The organism is Actimicrobium sp. GrIS 1.19 (assembly GCF_035984655.1).
Classification (GTDB): Bacteria; Pseudomonadota; Gammaproteobacteria; order Burkholderiales; family Burkholderiaceae_D; genus Actimicrobium.
Genome location: NZ_JAXCHT010000002.1, coordinates 119,460 through 144,926, shown reverse-complemented (window position 1 = coordinate 144,926; position 25,467 = coordinate 119,460). Strand labels below are relative to the sequence as shown.

The following is a 25,467-nucleotide window of genomic DNA, read 5'->3' as shown; positions in this document are numbered from 1 at the left end:
ATCACGGGCACCCAGCGGTGCCCGTTTTTACGTCAGGTCGGCGCCAACGCACCTTCCCATGGCTCGATGGCGAAGTCGAGCATGACTTCCACCAGCGCCGCCCCACCCGACAGCGCCTGCTCGCTGGCGGCCTGGGCAATGGCAATCCGGCACATCGTTTCGATGTTGGGCATTGCAAACTGCTTGAAGATCTGCGGGCTGATGCCGATATCGGCGATCACAAGCCCATCCGGCGATTCGCGCGTGATCACGACCCGGTTGACGTGGCCGTCATCAGCGCAGACGGGACTCACAAAGCAGCCGATCTTGATACCGTCAACAGGGAATTCAAATTCGTAGCCGAGGGTGGTGGTGGTCATGACATTCTCCAGAAGCGTTGCGGATGGTTGGTGACGACATCGGGGTACGGAAGGGGGAACGGCGCAAAAGCATGGTTCAATCTGTAAAGCGCCTCCATAGTACATGGAATCCTCTGGCGCGACGGCTCCGCCGGATTTTATTCCGGGCCGGTCCAGAGGCGCGTGCCCGATGCCTGCATGTGCATCATGTACAGACGCAAATCAAATTCAAACTGGTGATAGTCCGGCTCCATGTGACAACAGAGCTGGTAGAAGGCCTTGTCATGGTCGCGCTCCTTGACATGCGCCAGCTCATGCACGGTGATCATTTTCAGGAATTCGATCGGCACTTCCTTGAACAGCGTGGCGACGCGGATTTCGCGCTTGGCCTTGAGCTTGCCGCCCTGGACGCGCGAGATCGTGGTGTGAGTCCCCAGCGCATGTTTCATGACGTGGATCTTGCTGTCGAACGCCACCTTGTCGATCGGATCGGCGTTGCGCAATTTGGCATTCTTCAAATCCTGCACGTACTGATACAGCGCACGGTCGGTGCGGATATCATGCGCGCGCTGATATTTCTTGAGAAGCAGCTCGCCCAGCTTGCCGGCATCCTGCAGGCGTTGCACCTGGTTGCGGATTTCTTCGGAATAGCCGTTCAGATAGGTCATGGCGCGCGCCCGGTTGCACAGGAGCGGGAAGCCCTGCGGCCTCCCCGCTGCCCTGCGTTATTCAGACTTGATGCCCTCGACCTGGATCGCCAGCTTGACGTCCATCTTGAAGCCGTAGGCCGCGCCATAGTCAACGCCGAAATCGGCACGATTGATGTTCGCCACCGCGTCGGCGCCGCACACTTCGCGCTTGAGCATCGGGCTCATCACGCACTTGAATTCGCGGATGGTCAACTTGACCGGCTTGGTCACGCCATGCAGCGTCAGCTGGCCCTCGACTTCGGTCGGACGGTCACCGTCGAACTTGGTGAACTTGCCGGTATAGGTCGCGTTCGGGAATTTTTCGGTGTTGAACATCTCGGCCGAGGTCGCGTGCGCGTTCATTTTCTTCGCCCCGAAGTCGATCGTATCCATGTCCATGGTCACGTCCAGCGTGCCGGTCCTGGCCTCACGATCAAGCATGACCTTGCCGGCAGACTTGGTGATCTTGCCGCGAAAGGTCGACAGGCCGCCCATGTGGTCGGCTTCGAAACTCGGATAGGTATGGCCCGGGTCAAGGTTGTAGGTCGACGGTGCGGCAACAGCATTGGCCGCGATGAGCATGACACCGGTGGCAAGGGAGAACAATTTCATGGTGGGTCCTGTTAAGAATGAATGAAAACAGCGCGATAAATCACAATGGCTTATTTTGCTGGCGTTGCGACAACATGAAACCTGATGACCACATCATCAGCCACGACCGAGGTGTCTTTCCACTCGCCGTCGCCGACATTGAACTGGGTGCGCTTGATGGTCAGGGCGCCATCGAACACCTGGGCGGCGCCGTCCATTTTGGTGGTGACCGGAATGACCACATCGGCACTCTTGCCCTTGAGCGTGAATTTGCCAGCGACATTGTATTTGTTGGGGCCGGCCGCCGTGATCGCACCCGACACGAAGCTGGCAGTCGGAAATTGCGCCGCATTGAACCAGTCCTTTCCCAGCACTTCGTGATTGTATTCCGGCGCACCCATGTCGTAACTGTTCACGGCAATGTCGACCTTCGCGTTCGACTGCGCCAGCTGCGCCGGGTTGAAATTGATCACCGCACTGATCTTCTTGAACTTGCCTTCGATCGGCACGCCGAGTTGTTTGGCCGTCGCCGTGACGCTGCTTTTGGCGAGGTCGACCTGCGCCAGAGCGGGCACGGCCAGCACCGCGGAGAGCAACAACAGCATTGAAGGAATTCGCATGGGGGTTCCGATTGAGGGTAATGGATGAATTATTTCAGAAACGGCAGCATGCGCGCCAGCGTGCCGTCGCGGTCAATGAACTGATGCTTCAGCGCCGCCAGGGCATGGACCGTCACCACGGCCGCCATTGTGTAGGTCAGGGTCTGATGCAGCAGCTTGAGCACATCCTTGATGGCATCGTTTTTCTCAATCAGGGTCGGCAACGGGATGACCCCGAAATACACCACCGCGACACCACTGGCCGTGCTGTAAAAATAGCCGGACAACGGTACCAGGATGATGAGGAGGTACAGCAGTTGATGCGCCAGATGTGCCGCGTTTTTTTGCCAGGCCGGCATGTTGACGGTGGGCGGCGGCAGATGCGTGGCACGCCAGAGCACGCGCAGCAATGCCAGCCAGAATACCGTCACGCCGATCCATTTGTGCCACGAAAAATACTTGAGTTTGGTCATCGTCAGACCGGGGATGTCGGTCATGACGAGGCCGAGGACAAAGCCCGCAATGATCAGCAAGGCCATCAGCCAGTGCAAGGCCATGGCGGTACGGGTATATCGAAGAACCACGCCCATCGGTTTGTTCCGTTCATGATCAGGTAGGTGCATACAGCACGATGCCGGGACTTGGCTGGCAACATTTTACGGTCAAATTTTTTTCTGTGCTGGCAGCATCAAAGCCAAGGTCTTGTATCCTTGCAGCTTCGCCGCAACAGGAAACGGACTACACCATGGAAGAGATCGATCAGCGCTATCTGGTACGCCAGCGCAAAACCACCCCCGGCGACAAGGATGTGCCGGTGTACGCCAAGGCAATGCTGGGCAAGAATGGCGAATTCGAAGGCGTTTCGTTCATCCGCAACAAGGACAAGGCGTCGGTGATGACCATCGCGCTGGCGCAGCAGGTGGTGGCATGGACCGAAGCCCGCAAGACCCGCGCCGGCGAGTACGTCACCACCATCATCTGCCAGGGCCAGTAGCAAGCATCGGCCGGCGGCGCCTCGCGAGCGGAAGCGGGACTGCCGGAATCGTGTTGCGGCAGGCTGGCAGGCGTAGCCACCGGGCCGGCCAAAGACAGCAAACAAGGAAACCTCATTTTGATCCTCCGGAAACAACCCATCCGTCGCATCGCAATTGCCGTCATTCTTTCTTCTGCTTTTGTTGCACCCGCCAGCCGGGCGGCCGACCATTCCGAACAGCTTCGCGGCGCCGTCGACAGGACGGTACGCCCGCTGATGGCAAAGTACGACGTGCCCGGCATGGCGGTGGCCGTGACCGTCGATGGCCAGACCAGCTTCTACAATTATGGCGTCGCTTCGCGTGAGGAAAAGACGCCGGTCAGCGAGACCACGCTGTTCGAGATCGGCTCCATCAGCAAGACGTTCGCCGCAACGCTCGGTGCGTACGCGCAAGCGCTCGGCAAACTGTCGCTGGACGATCACCCCGGCAAATACGTGCCGCAGCTGCAGGCCAGCGCGATCAACCGGGCAAGCCTGCTCAATCTGGGCACCTACACCGCCGGCGGGCTGCCGCTGCAGGTTCCGGACCAGATCAGCACCGATGCGCAGATGCTTGCCTATTTCCAGCAATGGAAACCGGAGGCCGCGCCGGGCACGCAACGCCAATACTCCAATCCCAGCATCGGCCTGTTCGGGCAGATCGCCGCACTCGCCTTGCAGGGCGACTTTGCCGAAATCATGGAGCAGCAGGTTTTCCCGCGTCTGGGCCTGAGAGGCAGCTACATCCGCGTGCCCGGAAGTGCGATGGCCAACTATGCATGGGGCTACGACAAGGCGAACAAACCGATCCGGATGATCCCGGGGGTATTGGCTGCACCGGCCTATGGCGTCAGGTCGACGACCGCAGACATGATCCGCTTTGTACAAGCGAACATCGCGCCGGACCGGCTGGAGGCATCGATGCGCAGCGCGGTTGACGGCACCCATGTCGGTTATTTCAGGGCAGGCGATGCCGTGCAGGGAATCGGCTGGGAGCAATATCCTTATCCGGTCAGCCTGAAGCGGCTGCTATCCGGCAATTCCAGCGCCATGATCTTCGATCCAACCGCAGCGAAACAACTTGTGCCGCCACGCCTGCCGGCCGGACCGACCCTGTTCAACAAGACCGGCTCGACCAATGGATTCGGCGCCTATGTGGCCTTTGTTCCCGAGAAAAAGATTGGCATCGTGATACTGGCAAACAAGAACTTCCCGATTCCCGCGCGCATCGAAGCGGCACATGCCATCCTGGAGCAACTGGCACGGACGGAGAAGTGACTTTGCACCGAACAGACGCTGTGGCCAGACCCGAAAATCCCTCAAGGCAGTGATTTACTGGTTCAACGCGAAGGCTGAACCGGATCAGTCGCTGTGTCGCTGTTCGCGAATGCTTTTAATATCGGCCAAAACCGCTTTGACCTGTCCGGGTTTGTCATACCAACTCAATCTGGCCTGGCTGCCGCGAATAGACGGACGTGAAGGATTCTGCAAAGGGCGCCTGGTGTCGGCCAATCCCGGCCGGAATGTAAACGCAGGTTATTGCAGCGTTCCTGCCAGGTAGTCTACGCATGCTTTATTCTTGCAACGAGCGCAGATGCGCGCCCCGCAGTGCCGCAGTGCCGCAGTGCCGCAAATTTTTCTATACGGATTCGTGGTTGCGTTGAATACGCCAGGCCGCTGGCCAATTCCCCGCGTATAAGCAGGAGTTACCCGATAGAGTCTGCCGTGCGTGCATTCGCCTATTATATTTTTCACATTCGCGCTATTGCATTTAACAAAAAGCCACAAGTCTTGAATTAATATTAATCATTAGGTGGTATTTTTTTAAATATGGTTAAATCATTTAACTTCATATCAGACAGCAACTGCGATGAGTACAAGACAACAACAACTTTTACCGTCTGAACGCCACCGAAAAGCTGCGAATGGTCCAGTGCTGACTATGGCTGAAAACAGTATCGGCATGATGCACATCCCCTCCTTGCGTACCGAACGCGCCACCCATGAATAAGCCGGGCAGACGCGGCGGCCCCCGCGAAACCGCGAGCGAAAGCTCCGCGCCCGGCGGCATGCCGTCCGACTTCTCCCGCGAACACTTCAAGGCGCTCATCGAGAGTTCCGATGATGCCATCATCAGCAAGGACATGGCCGGCAACGTCACCAGCTGGAACGCCGGCGCCGAGGCATTGTTCGGCTACAGCGCGGAGGAAATGATCGGCCGTTCGCTGCTCGTGCTTTTTCCGTTCGAGCGGCGCGACGAGGAGACGCTGATCCTCAACAAGATCCTGGCCGGTGAAAAAGTCGAAAACTTCGAGACCGTGCGCCGGCATCGCGACGGTCACCTGATCGACGTGTCGGTGACGATCTCGCCGATCCGCGACGGCGCCGGACGCATCATCGGCGCCTCCAAGATCGCCCGCGACGTGTCCGAGCGGCTGGCGCTGACGGTCACCGCCCTGCAGTTCGAGGCGATTGTCGCTTCGTCCGACGATGCCATCATCAGCAAGTCGCTCGACGGCACCATCCTCAGCTGGAACGCCGGTGCGCAGGCGATGTTCGGGTTTACCGCGTGCGACATGATCGGTCAATCGATCCATCTGCTGGTGCCGCGCGAGCGCCAGGCCGAGGAGAACGACATCCTGCTGCAATTGCGCGCGGGCCAGAAGGTCGACCATATCGAGACGGTGCGCCGTCGCAAGGATGGCCGCCTGATCGATGTCTCGGTCACCAGTTCGCCGATACGCAATACGCGTGGCAAGATCATCGGCGCCTCAATGATCGCCCGTGACATCACTGCGCAAAAACGCGCCGAGGCGCGCCTGCAGCTGACCGCGCGGGTGTTCAGCAGCACGCATGAGGGCATCCTGATTACCGATGCGAACGGTCTCATCGTCGAAGTCAACGAATCGTTCCTGCGCATCTCCGGCTACCGGCGTGACGAGTTGCTGGGGCAGTCGCCGCTGATGTTCAGCTCGTCGCGGCAGGGCCCGGAGGTGCGCGCAACCATGTGGGCGCAGTTGTCGGCGACCGGCAGCTGCCAGGGCGAAGCCTGGAGCCGACGCAAGGATGGCCAGGCCTACGCCGGCCTGTTGTCGATCAATTCAATTCGCGACAATGCCGGCCGGGTGCAAAATTATGTGGCGCTGGTGGCCGACATCACGCCGCTGCGCGCCAAGCAGGAAGAACTCGAACGGCTGCTGCATTTCGACCCGCTCACCAAGCTGGCCAACCGCATCCTGCTGGGCGACCGCCTGCAGCAGGCGATGTTGCAGGCGCGCCGCGCACAGCAGCCGGTGACGGTTCTGTATCTCGACCTCGACCGATTCAAACTGGTCAACGACACCTACGGCCACGACATTGGCGACCAGGTGCTGGTGGCGGTGTCGCACCACATGCTTGAGGTGATCCGCGATACCGACACGCTGGCACGCATGGGCGGCGACGAATTCGTGGTGGTCCTGCAAGGCGTCGGCACCGCCGCGTGCTCGGACGCGCTGGTCGGGCGCATCCTGCGCGCCTGCGCCCGGCCGGTGGTGATTGGCAAGCTGGTGTTGCAGGTATCGGCCAGCATTGGCATGACGGTGTTCCCGGACGACGAGGCCGACGCCGATCAGTTGATTCGCCATGCCGACCAGGCCATGTTCATCGCCAAGCGCGAAGGCCGCAACCGGATCTACCATTTCGATCCGGCGCTGGAGGCCGGCATTCAGCTGCGCAACGTGCAATTGTCGCGCATCGCGCAGGCGATCGTCACCGATGAATTGGTCCTGTTCTACCAGCCGAAGGTAAACATGCGGCTCGGTACGGTCACCGGGATGGAGGCGCTGATCCGCTGGCGTCATCCGGAGCGCGGCCTGTTGCCGCCAGCCGCCTTCCTGCCAGTCATGCAGGACGATCCGCTGGAGACGACGCTGGGCGAGTGGGTCATCCTGCAGGCGCTCGCGCAGATGAGCCGCTGGCAGGCGGACGGCTTGCGCTTGCCGGTCAGCGTCAACATCGCCGCCAGTCAACTGCTGCTGCCCGATTTCGCCGTCCGGCTGGGCCTGCTGCTGGAGCGTTTCCCGGACGTCGACCCTGGCGACCTGGAGCTGGAGATTCTCGAAACCAGCGCGCTGCATGACCTGCACGCGGTGGCTGCGCTGATGCAGGCCTGCCATGCGCTGGGCGTGCACTTCGCGATTGACGATTTCGGCACCGGCTATTCCGCGCTCACTTACTTGCGCCGCCTGCCGGCCGAAACGCTGAAGATCGACCAGACGTTCGTGCGCGACATGCTGATCGACCATGACGACCTGGCCATCGTCCAGAGTGTCATCGCGCTGGCCGATGTATTCCAGCGCAGCGTCATTGCCGAAGGCGTCGAAAGCATGGAAATCGGCGAACGCCTGCTCGACCTCGGCTGCGACATCGCACAAGGCTATGCAATTGCCCGGCCCCTGGAGGCGGCGGCGATTCCGGAATGGCTGGTCAACTGGCAACCGTTCGCAAGCTGGAAAGACCGTCCATCCGACCCATGACGGCACGGCGGCCGCGCAGCGGGCCAGGCCTGTACGTTGCACCGTCACGGACCGGCAATGCGGATCTCTCGGCGCGCCGCGCTCGAAGTCCGCTTAGCCAGCGCCGCGCTGCTGCGCCAGCACATGACCAAACTGTGCGGCCGGCATCGGCCGGTTGAACAGAAACCCCTGGAAGCGTTCGCAGCCGGCATGCGCCAGGCAATCCCGCTGATCACGGTTTTCGACACCGGCGGCAATCACGTCGAGGCCGAAGCTGCCCGCCACCGCCAGAATGCTGCGGATCACCGCCAGATCGTCGCGACTGGTCACGACATCGCTGACGAAGGAGCGGTCGATTTTCAGCTGGTCGATCGGCAGTGCTTTCAGATACGCCAGCGAGCAATAGCCGGTGCCGAATTCATCGAGCGTGAGGCCGATCCCGAGCGACTTGATGCGGGCCATGCGGGCGGCGGTGTCGCTGTTGTCGGCCACCAGCGCGCTTTCGGTAATCTCCAGCTTGAGCTGATGCGGATCAACGCCGCAATCGTTGATGGCGGCCAGCACGTCGGCGACAAAGCCCGGATGGCGGAACTGCCTGGCACTGATATTCACCGACAGGCTGGCGCCGCCCATCAATCCACGCTGCTGCCAGTGCGCCAGCTGGGCACAGGCCGACGCCAGCACCCAGCGTCCGAGCGGCACGATCAGACTGCTGTGTTCGGCCAGGTCCAGGAATTCGGCCGGCAGCAACATGCCGCGGGTGGGATGGCGCCAGCGCAGCAATGCCTCGATGCCAATCAGCTTGCCGGCATGGTCGACCTGCGACTGGTAGTGCAGCACGAATTCATCGCTCGACTCGGCGCGGCGCAGCTGGGTCTCCAGCAAGGCCCGGCTCGACAAGGCAACCTGCATGTCGGGAGCAAAGAAACGCACGGTATCGCGGCCGGCCACTTTGGACTGGTACATGGCAAAGTCCGCGCGTTTCAACAATTCGGCAACGCCAAGATCTTCGCGACCAAACAGCGTGACGCCCACACTGGCGGTGCTGTGACAGGTGTGTTCACCGAGCAGGAACGGCTGGCGCAAGGCGTGCAGGATTTTTTCCGCCACGGCGGTCGCCTGCGCGCCGGCTGCCTCCGGCGCATCGTCGAGTTCGCTCAACACCACCACGAATTCATCGCCTGCCAGGCGGCCCACCGTGTCTTCGGTGCGTACGCATTCCGTCAGCCGCTGGGCGACCTGCTGCAGCAGCTGGTCACCGACATCGTGGCCCAGCGTGTCGTTGAAGGTCTTGAAATTGTCGAGGTCGATGAACAGCAGCGCGCCGCTGCTGTGCGAACGAAACCGGCTGATCTGAAGTTGGTGCAGCCGATCCAGCAACAGCAACCGATTCGGCAGGCCGGTCAGCGCGTCATAAAACGCCAGATGCGCCATCTCGGCGTCGTTGGCACTGCGTTCGGTGATATCGGTGTCGATTTCAAGGATGGATCGGGGCTGACCATGGGCGTCGCGCACCAGTGTCCAGTGCCCCTCCACCACCACTTCACTGCCATCCTTGCGGTGTTGCCGCAGCGTGCCGCTCCACTCGCCGGTATTGAGCAGCTGGCGGTCAATGGCGACCAGCTCTTCCGGCGCCAGCGCCAGCTCGTCCAGCGAACGTCCCAGCGCCTCGTTGCCGGCCCAGCCATACAGGCGCTCGGCGCCGGCATTCCAGAATTGCACGTGATGCCCGATGTCGCGCACGATGATGGCGTCGTGCGCCTTGTCGAGCAGCGCAGCCTGTTCGATGAGTCGTTCGTCGGCTTCCTGCCGTGCAATCTCGCCGGCGGCGCGAATTGCCAGCCACGGCAGCACCGTGCGGCATAACGCGGTGTGCAACAACGGTTGCCGATACAGCACGTAGATCAGCCCGATCGGATGCCCTTCGAAATCGTCCAGCCGGGACGCCACATAGGCTTCGGCGCCGATTTTTTCGAGCATGGGAATCCCCGGGAAGCGGCTGCGCAATTGCTCGCAGACCAGCCCGTTTCCGGTCAGCAGCGTGCGCTCGCAGGGGGTGCGGTCGAGCGGATAGTCGAACGGCGCCACCGTTTCGCCAAGGGCAGTGCCGGCAAGCACGCGCGCCATGCCCGCTTGCGACGGCGCCAGTCGCACCACGAATCCGGCGTCGGCTCCCAGCGCAAGCACCATGCCGTTGCACAGTCGCCCCAGAAATTCATCGCCGCGCGATCCTTCCAGCGCTCGCGCAATGGTCATCATGGCGGTGGTTGATTCATCCCGATCGACGCGTGCGCGCAGCCCCAGCACCGCCTGCACCAGCAGACGCGACAGGCGCAACAGCAATTGCAGCTCATCTGGCGGTACCGCGCCGCACACGTCGCGATACAGCACCAGCACGGCGATGGTCCGTTCCGCGTCATTGAGTGGCAGGCAGATCACCGACCGCAAGCCGGCGCGCACCGCAGCTGTGCGCCAGGCCGCCGGCTGCTCGCCCTGCGCCAGGTCGGCGTATTCAACCACCGCACGGTTTCGAATTGCTTCGGCGGCGGGCCCGCCCTTGAACTCGGAAATGTTACGCCAGTGCCCACCGGCATCGTAGGTGGCGAACTCGTCGCCGGAACGGGCAATCGACTGCAATCCAATGGCGTCATCGTCACAGCGGTGACCAACCCAGCCGAGCCGGTAATTGCCGTCGCGGGTCATCAGGGCGCAGAACCCGTCGAGCAACTGGCTCTCGGAACCGGCTTGTGCGATCAGATCGGCGCAGGCTGACAACAGCGACAGGGCGCGCGCAGCAGGGCCTGATTCAGGCTTCCATCCAGCACCAAAAATACGCATGGCCCCTCCCGTATTTGTTAAACCGATTGTGTCACGGCTGGTTTTCCGCGCAAAGGCTAGACTTTGTTATTTTTATCAGGAAACCAGTAATTTCCAGCAGGTATCCCCGCGCCGACCGCCCGCCATTTCGTGCCGTTCCTTCGTCGCGACAAACGCAGCCTCCGAAAAAAACCGTACACTGCCAACCCGGCCTGCCTGCAGGCCGCGCGCCACCTTATTTCGGAGACCATCCCTTGCCATCACCCCAATCCCCCGACTGGGTCAGCCGCAGTCGCCATAGCGTCTGGCACCCGTGCACCCAAATGCAGCATCACGAAACCATTCCATTGATTCCGGTCAGCCATGGCCGCGGACCGTGGCTCATCGATATGGATGGTAAACGCTATCTCGATGGCATCAGTTCCTGGTGGGTCAATCTGTTTGGCCATGCCAACCCGCGCATCAACGATGCGATCAAGGCGCAACTCGACCAGCTCGAACACGCCATGCTGGCCGGCTTTACCCATGAACCGGTGATCAGTCTGTCGGAAAAACTGGCGGCGCTGACCGGGCAGCAACTGGGTCATTGCTTTTACGCATCCGATGGCGCGTCCGCCGTCGAGATCGCGCTGAAGATGTCGTTCCACGCCTGGCAGAACCTCGGCCATCCCGACAAGCGCGAGTTCGTCTGCCTACAAGGCAGCTATCACGGCGAAACCATCGGCGCGCTCGCCGTGACCGACGTGCCGCTGTTTCGCACCGCCTACGGCCCGATGCTGCAGGCGGTGCACGTGGTGCCCAGCCCGGACGCGCGGCGTGCCGAACCCGGCCAGAGCGCAGCCGATGTTGCCGCCCTTGCCGCTGCCGCGCTGGAGCGCCTGTTCGCCGAGCGCAGTCAACACATCGCGGCCTTCATCGTCGAGCCGCTGGTGCAATGCGCCACCGGCATGGCGATGTACGATCCATCCTATCTTGCCACCGTGCGCGCCCTGTGCGACCGCTATCAGGTGCATCTGATCGCCGATGAAATCGCGGTCGGTTGCGGTCGCACCGGAACCTTCTTTGCTTGCGAACAGGCCGGCGTCTGGCCGGATTTCCTGTGCCTGTCGAAAGGCATCAGCGGTGGTTATCTGCCGCTGTCGCTGGTGATGTCGCGGCCGGCAATTTTCGACGCGTTTTATCACAGCGACACCGCGCGCGGCTTTTTGCATTCGCATTCCTACACCGGCAATCCGCTGGCCTGCCGCGCAGCGCTGGCCACGCTGGCGATTTTCGAGGAAGACGACGTGTTGCAATCCAACCAGCGCTGGGCGGCACGCCTGTCCGCCGCACTGGCGCCGCTGTCCGATCACCCGCACGCCAGCCATCTGCGCCAGCGCGGCATGATCTGGGCCTTCGATGCCATCACGACTGAAGCGCCGGGCGCGTTCTCGCGGCGGTTTTTCAGTGCCGCGCTGGAGCAGGAATTGCTGCTGCGGCCGATCGGCCACACGGTCTATCTGATGCCGCCGTATATCCTCAATGACGATGAAATCGATCTTCTGGCGGCCCGCACGCTGGCAGTGTTCGAGCAGGTGATCGCATGACCAATGCGCTGCTCACCACCCTCGCTCAGCGGCTGCGCGAGCTCGACACCGGTGGCCTGCGCCGTCGTCGCCGCATCACCGACACGCCGTGCGCGCCGCAACTCACCATCGACGGTGCGCCGGTGCTGGCGTTCTGCAGCAACGATTACCTCGGACTGGCGGCGCACCCGCAGATTGTCGAAGCGCTGCGCGAAGGCGCCAGCCTGTATGGCGCAGGCAGCGGCGCATCGCATCTGATCAGCGGCCATTCACGCGCCCACGCGTTGCTGGAAGACCGGCTGGCCGAATTCATGCAGCCGGTCATCCCGTCGGCCCGCGCCCTGTATTTTTCGAACGGCTACATGGCCAATCTGGCGGTGGTGTCGGCGCTGGCCGAACGCGGCACCGATCTGTTTTGCGAAGCGCTCAACCATGCCTCACTGATCGACGGCGCGCGGTTGTCACGCGCGACCGTGAAGGTGTATGCGCATGGCGCAGTCGATCAACTGGCAGCGCTGCTGGCGGCCAGCGATGCAACCAACAAGGTGGTCGTCACCGACAGCGTCTTCAGCATGGATGGTGACCTGGCACCGCTGGCCGCGCTGCTGGCCCTGTGCGAACAGCACAACGCCTGGCTGGTGGTCGACGACGCGCATGGTTTTGGCGTACTGGGACAACGCGGCCTGGGCGCCTTCGAACATGTCGGCATCTACTCGACCCGGCTGGTCTACATGGGCACGCTGGGCAAGGCGGCCGGCGTCAGCGGCGCGTTCATTGCCGCGCATGACACGGTGATCGAATGGTTGCTGCAACGCGCCCGCCCCTATATCTACACCACCGCTGCGCCACCGGCGCTGGCACATGCCCTGCTGACCAGCCTGGCCATCATCGGCGGCCCCGAAGGCGCACAGCGCCGCACCCATCTCAACACGTTGATCGCACAATTTCGCGCCGGCCTGCGACTGCGCGACTGGCAGGCGCTGCCATCGGATACCGCGATCCAGCCAATCATCATCGGCGCCAATGACAGCACCATGGCCGCCGCCGCCACACTGTATGGCGACGGCATCTGGGTCGGTGCAATCCGGCCGCCCACCGTGGCGCCCGGCACGGCGCGCCTGCGCGTCACGCTGTCGGCGGCGCACAGCAGCGCCGAGGTGACGCGCCTGGTCGATGCGATCAACCGGTTGCAGGCAGCATGAGCGCGCGCTTCGGGTGCTTCGTCACCGGTACCGATACCGAGGTCGGCAAGACGCTGATCAGCGCCGCCCTGCTACACGCCCTGACCCAGCGCGGCGTGCGCGCGGTCGGCATGAAGCCGGTTGCCGCCGGCGCCATTGAGATCGATGGCCGTCTGTGCAACGAGGACGCGATGCTGCTGGCGGCCGCCGGCAACCTGCAGCGCTCGGCGGCACTGACCACGCCATACCTGCTGCGCGCGGCGGCGGCGCCGCATGTGGCGGCACAACTGGACGGGGTGAGCATGTCGCTCGATCACCTGGTTGCCTGTCACGCCGAACTGGCCAGTGATGCGGATGCGGTGGTGGTCGAAGGCGTCGGTGGATTTTGCGTGCCGCTATCCCACAGCGCCGACACCGCCGACCTGGCGCGGCGCCTGGATCTACCGGTGGTGCTGGTGGTCGGCGTCCGGCTTGGCTGCATCAATCACGCCTTGCTGACCGCCGAAGCGATTCGCGCACGCGGGCTGACGCTGGCCGGATGGGTGGCCAATCGCATCGATCCCGGCATGGCGCATGCCGATGCCAACATCGCTGCACTGTCGCAACGCCTGCGCGCGCCATTGCTCGGCGTGGTGCCGCGTCTGGCGCAACCATCGGCGGCGCTGGCCGCAGGTTATCTGGACTGCACCGTGTTACCGGCTTGGCCGGATTAAACCAGTGGATCGATCAGCAGCAAGGCGTCGCGCACGACCTGCGCGTCGGTCGGCCGCACCACCCGCGCAACTTCCACGCCGTGCTGCAAAAAGATCAGGGTCGGCCACAACGTCACCTTGAACGAACGGCCCAGCGGGCGTCCTTTGCCATCCTCGATCTTCAGGTGGCGCAGACCCGGATGCGCGGCCAGCGCAGCGTCGATGAGGGGTTGCGCAGCCTGGCAATGACCGCACCAGTTGGTGCCGAAGTCCAGCACGCAGGCGCCCTCGAACTGGTCGACGCTGGCGCATGCGGGCGCTGCCTCAGCATATTTTTCAGGACCGGACATCACACCTCCCAATGGGGATCAGGCTCAATTGTTGACTTCACTGGCCGGCACGATACTGGTCGTTTTCAATCGCACCAGCACAATCTTGATCGCCGCCAGCACCGGCACCGACAGGAAAATCCCGGCCACGCCGGCCAGCTCATCGCCAGCCAGCAGTCCGACAATCACCATCAACGGCGAGACCTCCACGCCCTCGCTCATCAGATAGGGATTGAGCACGTAGTCCTGGAAGACCCGGTAAGCAAGAATAAAGATCGCCAGCCACAACAGATGCGCAAAGCCGCTGAAACCTGCCACCGCCAGAATCACCACCACCGCCGACAACGGGCCGACGAACGGTATGACTTCCAGCATACCGGCCACCCCGGCCAGCAACAGCGCATACGGCACGCCCAGCGCCGAGAACACCAGGCTGTAAATGACCAGCGTCGCAATCGACAGCAACAGCAGCGCCCGTACGTAGCGCGACAACAGATTATCGAGATCTTCCACGATGCCGGTCCACAGCGAACCGCTGCGGGCGTTGAAGGCGCGCAGAAATTCGGTGCGCAGTTGCGGCGCTTCGTTGATGAGCAGGAAGCTCAATACCGGAATCAGCACCAGATAGATCACGTTGGTGGCCGCCGCCATGACGTGCATGCCCATCTTTTGCGCGAATGGCAGGGCCTGCCCCGTCCCGCTGTGCAGTTGTTCGGTCAGGAAGGCGAGGATCTTTGCCCGCTGCGGTTCCAGCAGTGCTGGCAGCGGAAGTCTGTCGGCGATGTTGGCTGGATCAAGCAGGCGCGGCAATTGCTGCCCGAGGCGGACCGCTTGCTCGGTGATGGTGGTGCCCAGGATGGTGCTGCCGGCGCCAAATACGAGCACTGCAAAGATGAATACCAGGGCGATCGACAACGTGCGCGGCACCCGCTTCGGTTTGTAGCGTTCGACCAGTTCGACCAGCGGGTACAGCAGGTAGCTGAAGAAGATCGCAAACACCACCACCAGCAGGGTCGAGCGCATGGAATACGTCAGATACAGCACGAAGCCGACCAGAAACGCGGTCCAGACGATTTTTGCAACCCGAGCATCAATACCGAACATAACTATTTTTCCCAGTGCAAGACATGCAGCGTGCAGGACGGCTCAGCCACCAACCATGCCTGCTGCAATATTGATCGACAGGCCAATGATGGCCGCATTAAACAAAAAACTCAGCAACGATTGCGCCAGCACCGGCTTGCGCATCGCCGAGGCCATCACCGTGACGTCCGAGGTCTGCGCGGCCACCGCGATGGTAAAGGAGAAGTACATGAAATCCCAGTAATCCGGATGCAGCTCGTCGTCCGGAAAATGCAGCCAGCGGTGGTTCTCCGGCGAACGATAGAACAGCCGCGCATAGTGAAACGTGTACGTCGTCGCCACCAGCAACCATGAGCCCAGCACCGTGATGGCAGTAAAAAAATAATGCGAAAATTTCAGCGCGCCCGTCAGCCCTTTTGCGGACGACAGTTCAAACACGATGGCCACCAGACTCAGGATCGCGGCGATCGACAGCACTACCAGAATCACGACGGCGTTGTTGTCTTCCTTCTCGGCGATGGCTTTGATCCTGGCGTGGTCGGCGCGCACCATCAGCCACCCCATCTGCAGCAGGTAGGCCCAGACCAGCGCATTCCAGCCGGTCAGGATGCGGGTCACCAGCTGCCACGAATCGGGCAATGCGAAGCCTGTCAGAAAGCCGATGACAAGTGCGGCGATCAGGCGCGGATGGGTATGGGTTGGCGGACGTTTTCTGGTCATGAAATTTTCGGGCTCAAGGGACAAGGCAGCGGCAGACAGGTTGCAGCTGCGGCAGCGATCGGGTTATTGTCAGCCTCACGCTGACGACAGATTCACGACGCCCCGCATGATTGCACGCAATCTGACGGCGCGCCAAGCAATCACTGTGGCGTCCGGCGCTGCGCCTGCGCACGCCGGGTGCCGACCCACCACCAATTTTTGAAAGCCGCTTGCCGTGACCCAGAGCCTGAACGATTTCACCGAACAACTGCGACAGTTTCGCGATGCCCGCAACTGGAAGCAATTTCACACCCTGCGCAATCTGATTGTCTCGCTCAATCTTGAGGCCGCCGAGCTGCTTGAACTGACGCAATGGAAGACCGATGCCGATCTCGATCCCGCCAGCCAGGACGGGGTCCTGCGTGAGGCGTTGCGCGATGAGTGCGCCGATGTGTTGATGTACCTGCTCTTTATTGCCGATGCCGCCGGCATCGATTTGCTCGACGCGGCCCGCAACAAGCTGGAGAAAAATGGAGTGCGTTATCCGGTCGCCGAGGCGTGGGGCTCATCGGCGAAAGCCCCCGCGTTGCGTCCGGCTGACGGTGCATCCGATCCCGGCTGAGCTGGCCGACTAGCGCAGGGTTCTGAGCGTCGCCAGCGGCCGGGGCTTCAGCGTGCCGGAAGGCGCCGGAAAGCGCAGCGTGGCGTCGAACGGATGCGCCTTGTGGCGGTAGATGGCGACCAGCCGGGTGACATAGGCGCGCGTTTCCGGATACGGCGGCACGCCGCCGTGTGCTTCGACTGCGCCCTCACCGGCGTTGTAGGCGGCGGCGACCTTGACGACATCGCCCTTGAAATAGGCCAGCAGCCAGCGCAGGTACTGCAATCCGCCCTTGATGTTGTCTTCGGGATCAAACGGATTCTTGACGTTGAAGCGCAATGCCGTGTCGGGCATGAGCTGCATCAGCCCCTGCGCACGCTTGGGCGATACGGCTTTGGCATTGAAACCGGATTCGATGTAGATGATGGCCAGGGCAAAATCGGGGTCGATCTGGTAGCGCGGCGCCAGCTTGCTGACCAGGTCGCGAATCCTGGTTCCCGACATGCTGCGCAAATCCGGGCCCGGCGCCACCTCTTCGCGCTGCGGCGCCGCAGCCGTCTCCTCCTTTTGCGGCAACAGGCATGGCGGCACGCCGTCGTCGGCGCGCGCCGACACCAGCTGCGTCAGGCGTTGCGCCTGCCGATGCCCGGCGGCAGCGGCCAGCTGGATCAAGCGCGCGCCGTAGCCTTCGTCGACGGCTATGCCGCGGCCATTCAGATACATCCAGCCCAGTCCGAACAAGCCCTCGGCACTGCCGTCGCGCGCCGCATGGCAATACAGGCTGGCGGCACGCAGGTAATCGCGCGGCACACCCTCGCCGTGTTCGTATTGCACGGCCAGTGCGACCAGTTCCTCCGCGGCGCTGGCGGACGCAGCAATCTCGTCATCGGCCCGGGCGCAGGGAAACCACAGCGTCGCGAGGCAGCAAAGGATGGCAAGGAGGTGACGCAGTTGCATAGGATTCGTGGTGCGAAAAGAACACGATCAGGACCCCGAGCTTATTACGATTTTGGCAATGAATGTGTCAAATAAGGTGTCGGGATAAATGCAACGCAAGGAATGCGCCGATTGGTTACAGGGCGACGGAACGATTCCGCGCCTGACCTGTGCAGACTCAAGCGGCGCCTGCCTGTGCGCTGGAGCAACTTGTCGGCGCGAACCGGTCAATTTTTCATGCGGCCCACGCCATTTGGTGAGTTATAGTTACTGAGCCAGGATTTGCATGCACCGTTGCCCCACGCAATTGTTGCGCAGACAACTTGATCGATCAGGCGCCGCTTGAGCGATTGTCGGCAGATTGACCGCCAGAATTGTCGCGTTTCTACGTCGAAATTTATGGTCTGACGATGAAATTAAGTCGCATCTCGATCTGGTTTCCCATCGCAACGCTGATGGCGCTCGGCCTGAACGCAGCGATGATCGTGCTGATTCAACAAGCCGATAACCGCCTCGTGATCGCGCAGCAGCATCGGCAGCAGGCGCAGGAACTGACCCACGAATTGCAGCAGGAAGCCGAGCAGCTGGCGACGCTGGTGCGGGCCTACTCCGTCACTGGCAACACGCGCTATCCTATCTGAACTGGTATTTCGATATCCTCGCGATTCGCGACGGCGAACGGGCCGCGCCAGAAAACTTCCACCCGGGCACCTATTGGGATGACGTCATCGCCGGCCGCATCGTGCACCGCCTGCCCAGCGGCGGCGTCAAGCGCTCGGTGGGCGAGCGCATGCAGCTGCTGGGGTTCAGTCCGGAAGAATTCGCCGGACTCAACGCCGTGCTGGCGGCCACGCAGGCCATGAAAGAAGTCGAAAAAGTCGCCTTTGCCGCCACCCAGGGATTTGCCTACCAGTCGGCCGATGGCAAGTTTGTCGATGGCGAACCGCGTCTGGACGTTGCCAGCGCCATGGTGCACGGCGATGAATACAACCTGCTCAAGGCCGAGTTGTCGCACGCTGTGGCGCGTCTGGTGGCGGCCACCGAAAGCCGCACCAACAAGGAAGTCAACCTTGCCCTGCAGCGCCTTGACACGCTGATTCGCGCCTCACTGGCCTGCATCATCGCCACGATCGGGCTGGTGCTGGTGGTTGCCCGCGTGATTCAGCGCGAGGTGCTGCAACCGATTGGCCGCTTGTCGCAGGCGGCCAGCGCGCTGGCCAGTGGCAACTACAGCGCCCGGGTGGTCGACCGTGCGCAGACCCAGCCGCTGATCGAGACCGATCGCGATTTTGGCGTACAGGAATTGACCGCGCTGGGCGTGGCCGTCAATGGCATGGCGCAGGCGATCGAAGATGATTTGCAGAACCGCGCGGCGGTGCAGCGGCAACTGGAACTGGCACGTGTGCAATCGGAAGACGCCACCCGCTCCAAGTCCATGTTCCTGGCCACCATGAGCCACGAAATCCGCACTCCCATGAACGCGATCATCGGCATGGCCTGGCTGGCCTTGAAGACCGACCTGAACACGCGACAACGGGAGTACGTCAACAACATCCATACGGCGGCAAAGTCGTTGCTGGGGATCATCAACAACATTCTCGATTTCTCCAAGGTCGAAGCCGGCAAGATGGAACTCGAGCTGACCCGGTTCCGCCTCGACGAGGTGATCGACCAGGCCGTGTCGCTGCTGCAGCAAAGCGCGCTGGACAAGGACATCGACCTGCTGGTCGAGGTCGACGATCTGTATGCCGAGATCCGCGACGACTCGCTGCTGGGCGACCCGCTGCGACTCGGTCAGGTCCTGACCAACCTGCTGTCGAATTCGATCAAATTCACCGAGCGCGGCAGTGTCAGGCTCAGTGCCCGGGTGGAATGCCACGATGCCGATGCGATGACGTTGTGCTTCACGTTGCGCGATACCGGCATCGGCATGGACACGCCGCAACTGGAGCGGCTGTTTACCGATTTCACCCAGGCCGATGGCACCACCACGCGCAAATATGGCGGCACCGGACTGGGTCTGGCGATCTCGCGGCAATTCGTCGCATTGATGGGTGGCCGGATCTGGGTCGAGAGCCAGCCCGGGGTTGGCTCGACGTTCCGCTTTACCGCGCGCTTTGCGCTGGCCGCGGCCGCCCTGCCAATGCAGCCAGCCTCGGCGCCGGCCTGCAGCGCGCCGATCCTGAGCGCACCGATCCTGCCCGCACCGCAGCGCTCCGGCGATATTGCGGGGATGCGCATCCTGCTGGTCGAAGACAATCCCATCAACCAGCAACTGGCGACCGAACTTCTGGCCATGCGTGGCGTGCGCGTCGAGCGCGCCAGCAACGGCGAAGAGGCGCTCGAACGACTCGCCGCATTACCGCCGACACACTATGACGCGGTACTGATGGACCTGCAGATGCCGGTGATGGATGGCTACGAGGCGACCCGGCGACTGCGGGCAAGCGGGCGCTACCGTGAGCTGGTCGTCATCGCGATGACCGCGCACGCATTGCCCGATGAACGGCTGCACTGCGATGCCGTCGGCATGAATGGCCACATCAGCAAACCGATCGAGCCGGACGCCCTGTACGCAGCGCTGGCACGGCATCACGGGCGCCACAGCCAGGACGCCGCGGCACGGCTCGCCGTCGACAGCGGGCCCGGCCGGCCGACGCTCGATCGTCGCATGGGTTTGCGTCGCACTGGCGGCAACATGGCGCTCCATGCGCATCTGGCCGAGCGCTTCGTACACGACTACGGCGGCGCGCCGGTTGAGCTGGCGCGCCTGCTGGCAGCGCAGGAATGGGAGCAGCTTGAACGCCTGATTCATACCATCAAGGGCTTGAGCGGCACGCTCGGCGGGATCGCGCTGCCGCCGCTGGGAGACACCATCGAGGCAGCAAGCCACGCGCATGATGTGGCCGCGACGACCGCCTTGCTGCCTGAATTTTCCGCAGCGTTGCGCGCCCTGCTGGACGCGTTGTCGGCCGTGTCAGCCGGCCCCGGCATGCCCGCGCCACCGCCCACCGCGACCGGCGTGTCCGAATGGTTGCCGCGGCTGCGCAGGATGCTGGCGGAATGCGACAGCCAGGCCGCGCCGCTATGGGCCGAGCACAAGACCGATCTGGATGCGACGCTGCCACCGCCGTTGTCACGCCGTATCAGCGCCGCCGTAGATCATTTCGAATTCGACAAGGCACTGGCATTGTTGCCGCCGGATCCGACCAATGCAGCCACTCGCGTTGACGCGATCAGGGAGGACAAAACCCAATGAATGCGCTCATCCAGCGACGCCCGACCATTCTGGCCGTCGACGACACCCCCGCCAACCTCAGCCTGCTGGCGACCCTGCTCAACGGCGCTTACCGCGTCAAGCTCGCCAATAGTCCGTACAAGGCGCTTGAACTGGCCTTTGCCGAGCCGCCCGACCTGATCCTGCTCGATATCATGATGCCGGGCATGGACGGCTTCGAGGTCTGCCGGCGCCTGAAAAACAATCCCGCAACGGCGCGCGTGCCGGTGCTGTTTCTCACCGCGAAGGCCGAGGTGGAGGATGAAGAACGCGGCTTTGCCCTGGGCGCGGTCGACTTCATCCACAAGCCATTCAGTCCGCCGATTGTCGCCGCGCGCGTGCGCACGCAACTGGAGATCAAGGCCGCTGCAGAAATGATGCGGGACCACAATGCCTGGCTGGAAACCGAGGTCAATCGCCGCCTGACCGAAATCAATCATTTGCAGGACGCGGCGATCCATGTGATGGTGTCGCTGGCAGAGTTTCGCGATCAAACCACCGGCAACCATATTCGCCGCACCTCCGAATACGTGCGGCTGCTGGCCACCGAGCTTGCCGGCAAGCCGCATCACGCCGCTGTGCTGACACCCGACCGTATCGCCTTGATGGCCAAGTCGGCGCCGCTGCACGACATCGGCAAGATCGCCATTCCCGATCACATCCTGCTCAAGCGCGGCAAATTCACGCCCGACGAATGGCGCATCATGCAGACCCACGCCGAATGCGGCTATACGATTCTCAAGCGCGCCGGCGACGACATGGGAGAACGCGGACAGTTCCTCGCGGTGGCAATGGAAATTTCGCGCAGTCATCATGAAAAATGGGATGGCTCGGGCTACCCGGACGGACTCGCGGGTGACGCCATCCCGCTGGCGGCACGCCTGATGGCGGCGGCGGACGTGTTCGACGCGCTGCTGGCGCGCCGGCCGTACAAGGAACCAATGACGGTCGAGCACGCGGTGGATATCATTTCGGCCGGTCGCGGCCACCACTTCGATCCGGAAATCATCGATGCGTTTTATGCCCGTTTGCCGCAGTTCCGGGAGATTGCGACCAGCCTCGCCGACCATTGATGCGGGCGGCCGCTGCAGCGCTATTTGCGCAACAGGATGTTCAAGCCGGGCCGGAGGTCGGTTTCCTCGACATACCCGATCGCACCGGGGGTGTTCTGCACGAAGCGGATGACTTCGGCGCTGGTGGTGATTTCCTTGGGCGGCGCGCCCTTGCCGATGTAGCGTCGCACGGTTCAGTAGGCGCTGTATTTATCTTCGTTCTGCTCCATCAGCGTTTGCAGGAAATGCTCGCGCGCCTGCGTGCCGGGTGGCATGTTGATCGCCGTCACGCCAATGCCGGTGACTTCGATGACGCGCCCGGTGAAGATTTTTTGTAGCGTCGCCGCATCGATCCGCGGCAGGCCCGGATGCCCGATCACAACCACGTCGGCCTGCACCGGCGCAGCCAGGCAGGCGAGCATCAACAGCGCCCCCCGCAAGGCTGGCAGTAGGGTGGCGAATACAGGGCGTGTCATGTCATGGGCCTAGAAAGTCCGGTTCCAGGAAAGCGAAAACACATTCAGAAACTGACGTGGCGGGCCGTTGTTGTCGAGCGGCCTTGGCACCAGACCCGACAAAAAGCCACTCCGCACGCGCGTCCACTCTGCCTTCCATTTGGTGTCCGGATCAGTCGTGAAGGACGTGCCGATTGACGCTGAGATCTGGCCAAAAGCTGCATCGGCCGAAAAATTCGAACCTGGCGGTGTTGGCCCACCGCCGGGAGGCGGCCCATTCGGCGGCGGCGCGGGCCGCGGAAGTCCCGGCTGAAACGGCGGGAGACTGGTCGGCGCACCGCTACGCAGCTCGGCCACGGTGACGTAGGGCGTCCACCTGCCGAGCTTTTTTTCCAGCGTCAAATAGTGACTGGCGCCGTTGTAGTCGGCATCCGGGCCACCCCCATGGTGACGTGCGACTTCGCCGGTGAGCCGCCATTGGTCGGGCAAGCCGACCGAAAAGCCGGTGGTCCAGACCCACGAGACCAGACCAAACTGCTGGCGCTCGGGATCGGTGGAAGCGGGTGGGACCCGAAAGTGATGCCAGCCAATGCGATACAGATCCTCGTCCCGATGCAATACGAAGGACAGGCCGCTGGAGTTGACCTTGACGCGGTCCACCCCGATCAACTGCGGCGGGCCAACCGGCGGACCGCCGACGGGGCCGGGGTCGCTGCGAGCAAGGCGAAACAGCAGGTCGCCGCGCCCGAGATAGCCATCGACGGACACCTCGCCGGCCGCGGTATCCACGGTTTTGCTGATCGACATCCCGATGAAATCCCGGTTCGGCGCAACCGAATACAGTTCGACGGGCAGGCGCGCGGCGTTGTATGCCGCACCCACGCTGATGTTTTCCGAGTTCAGGTAAAACGGCACGCGTTGTTTGCCGATCCGCACCAGCAGGTCGTTGTCGGGACGCCAGGCCAGTACCGCCCATGGCATGCCTGCGGCGCTGCGCCGATCGTTCTGGCCGGTTGGCGCCAGGCTGGCCTGCACCACCGCACTGAGAAAGGGTGAAAATTTCGCATCGAGCTGCGCGCCGATAATCGAATCGCGGCGCAGCGTGCCCTGCTCGTCGACAAAGCGGTCATAGCGATATGACTGGTCCGAGCGGACATAGCCAATTTCGGCAAAGCCGGACCAGTTGAGATCCGTAGCGTTCGCGCTGGAAAGCATGCATGGCAACAACAGCATGAGTACGACAGAAACAGATCCTGTGCGGCGCAGGCGTTCTGCGATTGCCTCGGCAAGAAACCGAAGCAGCGGCATCAGGATCGGCAAGTGAGCAGAATTCTGTCGCAAAGCGGTTGCACCTCAGTCGAGTAACTTTTCAATCGGTCTGCCAGCACTGGATGGGAAGCGCAGGTGAGCCTTCCTCGCCGTATCCGGCGAGCAAGATCACGCTTCGCGATTAGTTGACATTTTAGTAGTTATCAGGTTGATACTATAGGTGATTCCATTTCAAATTCCAGCACTTTCTCGCGGCGCGGCGGTCGGTGTCTTTTTCGCGACAGAAGCTCCGCCGGCGCAGCTGGATCGCGTCGGAAAGTGCCTTTTTACAGGTCGCCTTTTACCGCAATGCCGACCGTTTTTCGGTTCGCTGTAAGGCGTGGGAAAGGTACAGGCGTCATGCTCTATGGTTATTCGCGCAAGCCAACCACTTGCGATCATCATCCAGCGTCGGTTCCATTAACAAGGCGCAGCACCAACAGGAGACAACATGTCCGCACAATCGCTGTATCAAAGCAAACGTACTACGGCCGAGCAGGCCATCCGCCTCGTGCGCAACGGCGATGCGATCATCGTCCCGACCGGTGTCGGCGAACCGCCCACGCTGCTGACGGCCTTGTCGGAACACCGGCGCGATTTCCTTGGCGTGCGCGTGCTGCAGATTCTGGCGGTGCGCAAATTCGGCTACTTCGATGCCGAGACGGCACATCACGTACAGCATGCGGCGCTGTTTTTTGGCGGCGCCTCGCGCCCCGGCGGCCAGGCCGGCTGGGCCGATTTCATTCCGAATTATTTTTCTGAAATTCCCGGCATGATCCGCCATGGACAGATTCCGACCGACGTGGTGTTTGCGATGGCCTCGCCGATGGATGAACAGGGATATTTTTCACTCAGCCTGGGCACCGACTATACGATGGCGGCGGTGAGCAAGGCGCGCGCGGTGGTGCTCGAAATCAATCCCAACGTGCCCTATGCGCATGGCAATTGCCTGGTCCATGTATCGCAGCTCGCGGCTCTCGTCGAAAGCGATGCGCCACTGACCGAAGTCGGGCTGCCCGAGATCGGGCCGGTGCAGCAGGCCATCGGCCGCTACGTCGCCGATCTGATCGACGATGGCTCGACGCTGCAGATTGGCTACGGCGGGATTCCGGACGCGGTGGTGCTGCAACTGTCGAGCAAGAAGAACCTCGGCATCCATTCCGAAATGATTGGCGACGGCATTCTGTCGCTGGTCGAATGCGGCGCCGTCGATTGCAGCAAGAAGAACTACCTCCACGGCAAGATCATCGGCACCTTTGCGCTGGGATCGAACAAGCTGTACCGCTTCCTTGACCGCAACCCGATGCTGGAAATGCATCCCTCCGACTTTACCAACGACCCGTATCTGGCCGGTCAGAACAACAACCTCATTGCCATCAACGCCACATTGCAAATCGATTTGCTCGGCCAGTGCGGCTCCGAAAGCCTGGGTCCGGTGCCCTATTCCGGCACCGGCGGGCAAAGCGATTTCGTGCGCGCTGCCAATCGCTCCGAGGGCGGCAAGGCCTTCATCGTGCTGCCGGCCACCTGCAAGGACGACACCATCTCGCGCATCTCGGCCGTGCTGCCAGCCGGCACCCATGTGAGCACCAGCAAGAATGATGTCAATTACGTGGTCACCGAGTTCGGCGTGGCGCAACTGCGTGGCAAATCCGCCAAGCAGCGCGCGCGCGAAATGATTGCGATTGCCCATCCCGATTTCCGCGCCGAGCTGACACTGGCGGCGAAAAAAATCGGCCTGGGTTGA

At 62.2% G+C, this 25,467-nt stretch carries 24 protein-coding genes; 11 read left to right on the top strand and 13 right to left on the bottom strand.

The window, feature by feature from the left end:
* Positions 1 to 32: 32 nt before the first annotated feature.
* From RCH09_RS02335 to RCH09_RS02315, 5 genes are all read right to left on the bottom strand, one after another.
* The gene (locus tag RCH09_RS02335) at positions 33 to 359 is read right to left on the bottom strand and encodes a hypothetical protein (RefSeq protein ID WP_326939423.1); all 327 of its coding nucleotides are present in this window, start codon (positions 357 to 359) and stop codon (positions 33 to 35) included.
* Between the two features lie 137 nt (positions 360 to 496).
* On the bottom strand, positions 497 to 1,006 hold the full coding sequence (locus RCH09_RS02330) for a YgjP-like metallopeptidase domain-containing protein (RefSeq protein ID WP_326939422.1): 510 nt from the start codon (positions 1,004 to 1,006) through the stop codon (positions 497 to 499).
* 57 nt (positions 1,007 to 1,063) lie between these two features.
* On the bottom strand, positions 1,064 to 1,639 hold the full coding sequence (locus tag RCH09_RS02325; protein WP_326939421.1) for a YceI family protein: 576 nt from the start codon (positions 1,637 to 1,639) through the stop codon (positions 1,064 to 1,066).
* 50 nt (positions 1,640 to 1,689) lie between these two features.
* Positions 1,690 to 2,238, bottom strand: a complete 549-nt coding sequence (locus RCH09_RS02320) for a YceI family protein (RefSeq protein WP_326939420.1) — start codon at positions 2,236 to 2,238, stop codon at positions 1,690 to 1,692.
* Positions 2,239 to 2,267: 29 nt separating this feature from the next.
* Entirely contained in the window at positions 2,268 to 2,807 is a 540-nt protein-coding gene (locus RCH09_RS02315; protein ID WP_326939419.1) for a cytochrome b, read from the bottom strand.
* Between the two features lie 155 nt (positions 2,808 to 2,962).
* Here RCH09_RS02315 and RCH09_RS02310 point away from each other — a divergent pair, with 155 nt between their 5' ends.
* From RCH09_RS02310 to RCH09_RS02300, 3 genes are all read left to right on the top strand, one after another.
* Entirely contained in the window at positions 2,963 to 3,211 is a 249-nt protein-coding gene (locus RCH09_RS02310; protein WP_326939418.1) for a hypothetical protein, read from the top strand.
* A 120-nt stretch (positions 3,212 to 3,331) separates the two neighbouring features.
* The gene (gene ampC / locus RCH09_RS02305) at positions 3,332 to 4,507 is read left to right on the top strand and encodes a class C beta-lactamase (protein ID WP_442784995.1); all 1,176 of its coding nucleotides are present in this window, start codon (positions 3,332 to 3,334) and stop codon (positions 4,505 to 4,507) included.
* Positions 4,508 to 5,232: 725 nt separating this feature from the next.
* Positions 5,233 to 7,746, top strand: a complete 2,514-nt coding sequence (locus RCH09_RS02300) for a sensor domain-containing protein (RefSeq protein ID WP_326939417.1) — start codon at positions 5,233 to 5,235, stop codon at positions 7,744 to 7,746.
* Positions 7,747 to 7,839: 93 nt separating this feature from the next.
* On the opposite strand, the gene RCH09_RS02295 is transcribed toward RCH09_RS02300, so the two are convergent.
* Entirely contained in the window at positions 7,840 to 10,563 is a 2,724-nt protein-coding gene (locus tag RCH09_RS02295) for a bifunctional diguanylate cyclase/phosphodiesterase (protein ID WP_326939416.1), read from the bottom strand.
* A gap of 233 nt (positions 10,564 to 10,796) precedes the next feature.
* Here RCH09_RS02295 and bioA point away from each other — a divergent pair, with 233 nt between their 5' ends.
* From bioA to bioD, 3 genes are read left to right on the top strand one after another with little or no spacing between them, the layout of a single operon-like run.
* Positions 10,797 to 12,128, top strand: a complete 1,332-nt coding sequence (gene bioA / locus RCH09_RS02290) for an adenosylmethionine--8-amino-7-oxononanoate transaminase (protein WP_326939415.1) — start codon at positions 10,797 to 10,799, stop codon at positions 12,126 to 12,128.
* On the top strand, positions 12,125 to 13,309 hold the full coding sequence (gene bioF, locus RCH09_RS02285) for an 8-amino-7-oxononanoate synthase (protein WP_326939414.1): 1,185 nt from the start codon (positions 12,125 to 12,127) through the stop codon (positions 13,307 to 13,309). Before bioA ends, bioF begins: the two co-directional genes overlap by 4 nt.
* Positions 13,306 to 14,001, top strand: a complete 696-nt coding sequence (gene bioD, locus RCH09_RS02280; protein ID WP_326939413.1) for a dethiobiotin synthase — start codon at positions 13,306 to 13,308, stop codon at positions 13,999 to 14,001. Before bioF ends, bioD begins: the two co-directional genes overlap by 4 nt.
* Here bioD and RCH09_RS02275 read toward each other — a convergent pair.
* The 3 genes from RCH09_RS02275 to RCH09_RS02265 are packed head-to-tail and all read right to left on the bottom strand — an operon-like array spanning position 13,998 to position 16,112.
* Complete coding sequence (locus RCH09_RS02275) at positions 13,998 to 14,330, bottom strand: thioredoxin family protein (RefSeq protein WP_326939412.1); 333 nt, start codon at positions 14,328 to 14,330, stop codon at positions 13,998 to 14,000. The genes bioD and RCH09_RS02275 overlap by 4 nt on opposite strands.
* A 24-nt stretch (positions 14,331 to 14,354) precedes the next feature.
* A complete protein-coding gene (locus RCH09_RS02270) occupies positions 14,355 to 15,413 on the bottom strand; it encodes an AI-2E family transporter (protein ID WP_326939411.1) in 1,059 nt (352 codons plus the stop codon).
* 42 nt (positions 15,414 to 15,455) lie between these two features.
* On the bottom strand, positions 15,456 to 16,112 hold the full coding sequence (locus RCH09_RS02265) for a DUF1345 domain-containing protein (RefSeq protein ID WP_326939410.1): 657 nt from the start codon (positions 16,110 to 16,112) through the stop codon (positions 15,456 to 15,458).
* Between the two features lie 214 nt (positions 16,113 to 16,326).
* Here RCH09_RS02265 and RCH09_RS02260 point away from each other — a divergent pair, with 214 nt between their 5' ends.
* Positions 16,327 to 16,713, top strand: a complete 387-nt coding sequence (locus tag RCH09_RS02260; protein ID WP_326939409.1) for a nucleotide pyrophosphohydrolase — start codon at positions 16,327 to 16,329, stop codon at positions 16,711 to 16,713.
* 9 nt (positions 16,714 to 16,722) lie between these two features.
* Here the strand turns inward: RCH09_RS02260 and RCH09_RS02255 are convergent, their stop codons facing one another.
* Positions 16,723 to 17,649, bottom strand: coding sequence for a lytic transglycosylase domain-containing protein (locus RCH09_RS02255; protein ID WP_326939408.1), 927 nt, complete (start codon positions 17,647 to 17,649; stop codon positions 16,723 to 16,725).
* A gap of 389 nt (positions 17,650 to 18,038) precedes the next feature.
* On the opposite strand from RCH09_RS02255, the gene RCH09_RS02250 reads away from it, so the two are divergent.
* The 3 genes from RCH09_RS02250 (at position 18,039) to RCH09_RS02240 (ending at position 21,978) form a co-directional block, all read left to right on the top strand.
* Positions 18,039 to 18,269 (top strand): hypothetical protein, encoded by a 231-nt coding sequence (locus RCH09_RS02250; RefSeq protein ID WP_326939407.1) that lies wholly within the window; start codon positions 18,039 to 18,041, stop codon positions 18,267 to 18,269.
* Positions 18,270 to 18,370: 101 nt separating this feature from the next.
* A complete protein-coding gene (locus tag RCH09_RS02245; RefSeq protein ID WP_326939406.1) occupies positions 18,371 to 20,887 on the top strand; it encodes an ATP-binding protein in 2,517 nt (838 codons plus the stop codon).
* Positions 20,884 to 21,978, top strand: coding sequence for a response regulator (locus tag RCH09_RS02240; RefSeq protein WP_326939405.1), 1,095 nt, complete (start codon positions 20,884 to 20,886; stop codon positions 21,976 to 21,978). Before RCH09_RS02245 ends, RCH09_RS02240 begins: the two co-directional genes overlap by 4 nt.
* A 20-nt stretch (positions 21,979 to 21,998) precedes the next feature.
* On the opposite strand, the gene RCH09_RS02235 is transcribed toward RCH09_RS02240, so the two are convergent.
* From RCH09_RS02235 to RCH09_RS02225, 3 genes are read right to left on the bottom strand one after another with little or no spacing between them, the layout of a single operon-like run.
* Complete coding sequence (locus RCH09_RS02235; RefSeq protein ID WP_326939404.1) at positions 21,999 to 22,148, bottom strand: hypothetical protein; 150 nt, start codon at positions 22,146 to 22,148, stop codon at positions 21,999 to 22,001.
* 3 nt (positions 22,149 to 22,151) lie between these two features.
* Positions 22,152 to 22,433 carry a hypothetical protein gene (locus RCH09_RS02230; RefSeq protein WP_326939403.1) on the bottom strand — a complete coding sequence of 94 codons (282 nt, stop codon included), beginning with the start codon at positions 22,431 to 22,433 and terminating at the stop codon, positions 22,152 to 22,154.
* A gap of 9 nt (positions 22,434 to 22,442) precedes the next feature.
* Positions 22,443 to 23,645 (bottom strand): hypothetical protein, encoded by a 1,203-nt coding sequence (locus RCH09_RS02225; RefSeq protein ID WP_326939402.1) that lies wholly within the window; start codon positions 23,643 to 23,645, stop codon positions 22,443 to 22,445.
* Between the two features lie 526 nt (positions 23,646 to 24,171).
* On the opposite strand from RCH09_RS02225, the gene RCH09_RS02220 reads away from it, so the two are divergent.
* Positions 24,172 to 25,467 carry an acetyl-CoA hydrolase/transferase family protein gene (locus tag RCH09_RS02220; protein ID WP_326939401.1) on the top strand — a complete coding sequence of 432 codons (1,296 nt, stop codon included), beginning with the start codon at positions 24,172 to 24,174 and terminating at the stop codon, positions 25,465 to 25,467.

Bases quoted from the DNA above. Each gene is read 5' to 3' on its own strand.
- RCH09_RS02335 (WP_326939423.1), bottom strand. From the start codon at position 359: ATGACCACCACCACCCTCGGCTACGAATTTGAATTCCCTGTTGACGGT.
- RCH09_RS02330 (WP_326939422.1), bottom strand. From the start codon at position 1,006: ATGACCTATCTGAACGGCTATTCCGAAGAAATCCGCAACCAGGTGCAA.
- RCH09_RS02325 (WP_326939421.1), bottom strand. From the start codon at position 1,639: ATGAAATTGTTCTCCCTTGCCACCGGTGTCATGCTCATCGCGGCCAAT.
- RCH09_RS02320 (WP_326939420.1), bottom strand. From the start codon at position 2,238: ATGCGAATTCCTTCAATGCTGTTGTTGCTCTCCGCGGTGCTGGCCGTG.
- RCH09_RS02315 (WP_326939419.1), bottom strand. From the start codon at position 2,807: ATGGGCGTGGTTCTTCGATATACCCGTACCGCCATGGCCTTGCACTGG.
- RCH09_RS02310 (WP_326939418.1), top strand. From the start codon at position 2,963: ATGGAAGAGATCGATCAGCGCTATCTGGTACGCCAGCGCAAAACCACC.
- RCH09_RS02300 (WP_326939417.1), top strand. From the start codon at position 5,233: ATGAATAAGCCGGGCAGACGCGGCGGCCCCCGCGAAACCGCGAGCGAA.
- RCH09_RS02295 (WP_326939416.1), bottom strand. From the start codon at position 10,563: ATGCGTATTTTTGGTGCTGGATGGAAGCCTGAATCAGGCCCTGCTGCG.
- bioF (WP_326939414.1), top strand. From the start codon at position 12,125: ATGACCAATGCGCTGCTCACCACCCTCGCTCAGCGGCTGCGCGAGCTC.
- bioD (WP_326939413.1), top strand. From the start codon at position 13,306: ATGAGCGCGCGCTTCGGGTGCTTCGTCACCGGTACCGATACCGAGGTC.
- RCH09_RS02275 (WP_326939412.1), bottom strand. From the start codon at position 14,330: ATGTCCGGTCCTGAAAAATATGCTGAGGCAGCGCCCGCATGCGCCAGC.
- RCH09_RS02270 (WP_326939411.1), bottom strand. From the start codon at position 15,413: ATGTTCGGTATTGATGCTCGGGTTGCAAAAATCGTCTGGACCGCGTTT.
- RCH09_RS02265 (WP_326939410.1), bottom strand. From the start codon at position 16,112: ATGACCAGAAAACGTCCGCCAACCCATACCCATCCGCGCCTGATCGCC.
- RCH09_RS02255 (WP_326939408.1), bottom strand. From the start codon at position 17,649: ATGCAACTGCGTCACCTCCTTGCCATCCTTTGCTGCCTCGCGACGCTG.
- RCH09_RS02250 (WP_326939407.1), top strand. From the start codon at position 18,039: ATGAAATTAAGTCGCATCTCGATCTGGTTTCCCATCGCAACGCTGATG.
- RCH09_RS02240 (WP_326939405.1), top strand. From the start codon at position 20,884: ATGAATGCGCTCATCCAGCGACGCCCGACCATTCTGGCCGTCGACGAC.
- RCH09_RS02230 (WP_326939403.1), bottom strand. From the start codon at position 22,433: ATGACACGCCCTGTATTCGCCACCCTACTGCCAGCCTTGCGGGGGGCG.
- RCH09_RS02225 (WP_326939402.1), bottom strand. From the start codon at position 23,645: ATGCTGTTGTTGCCATGCATGCTTTCCAGCGCGAACGCTACGGATCTC.
- RCH09_RS02220 (WP_326939401.1), top strand. From the start codon at position 24,172: ATGTCCGCACAATCGCTGTATCAAAGCAAACGTACTACGGCCGAGCAG.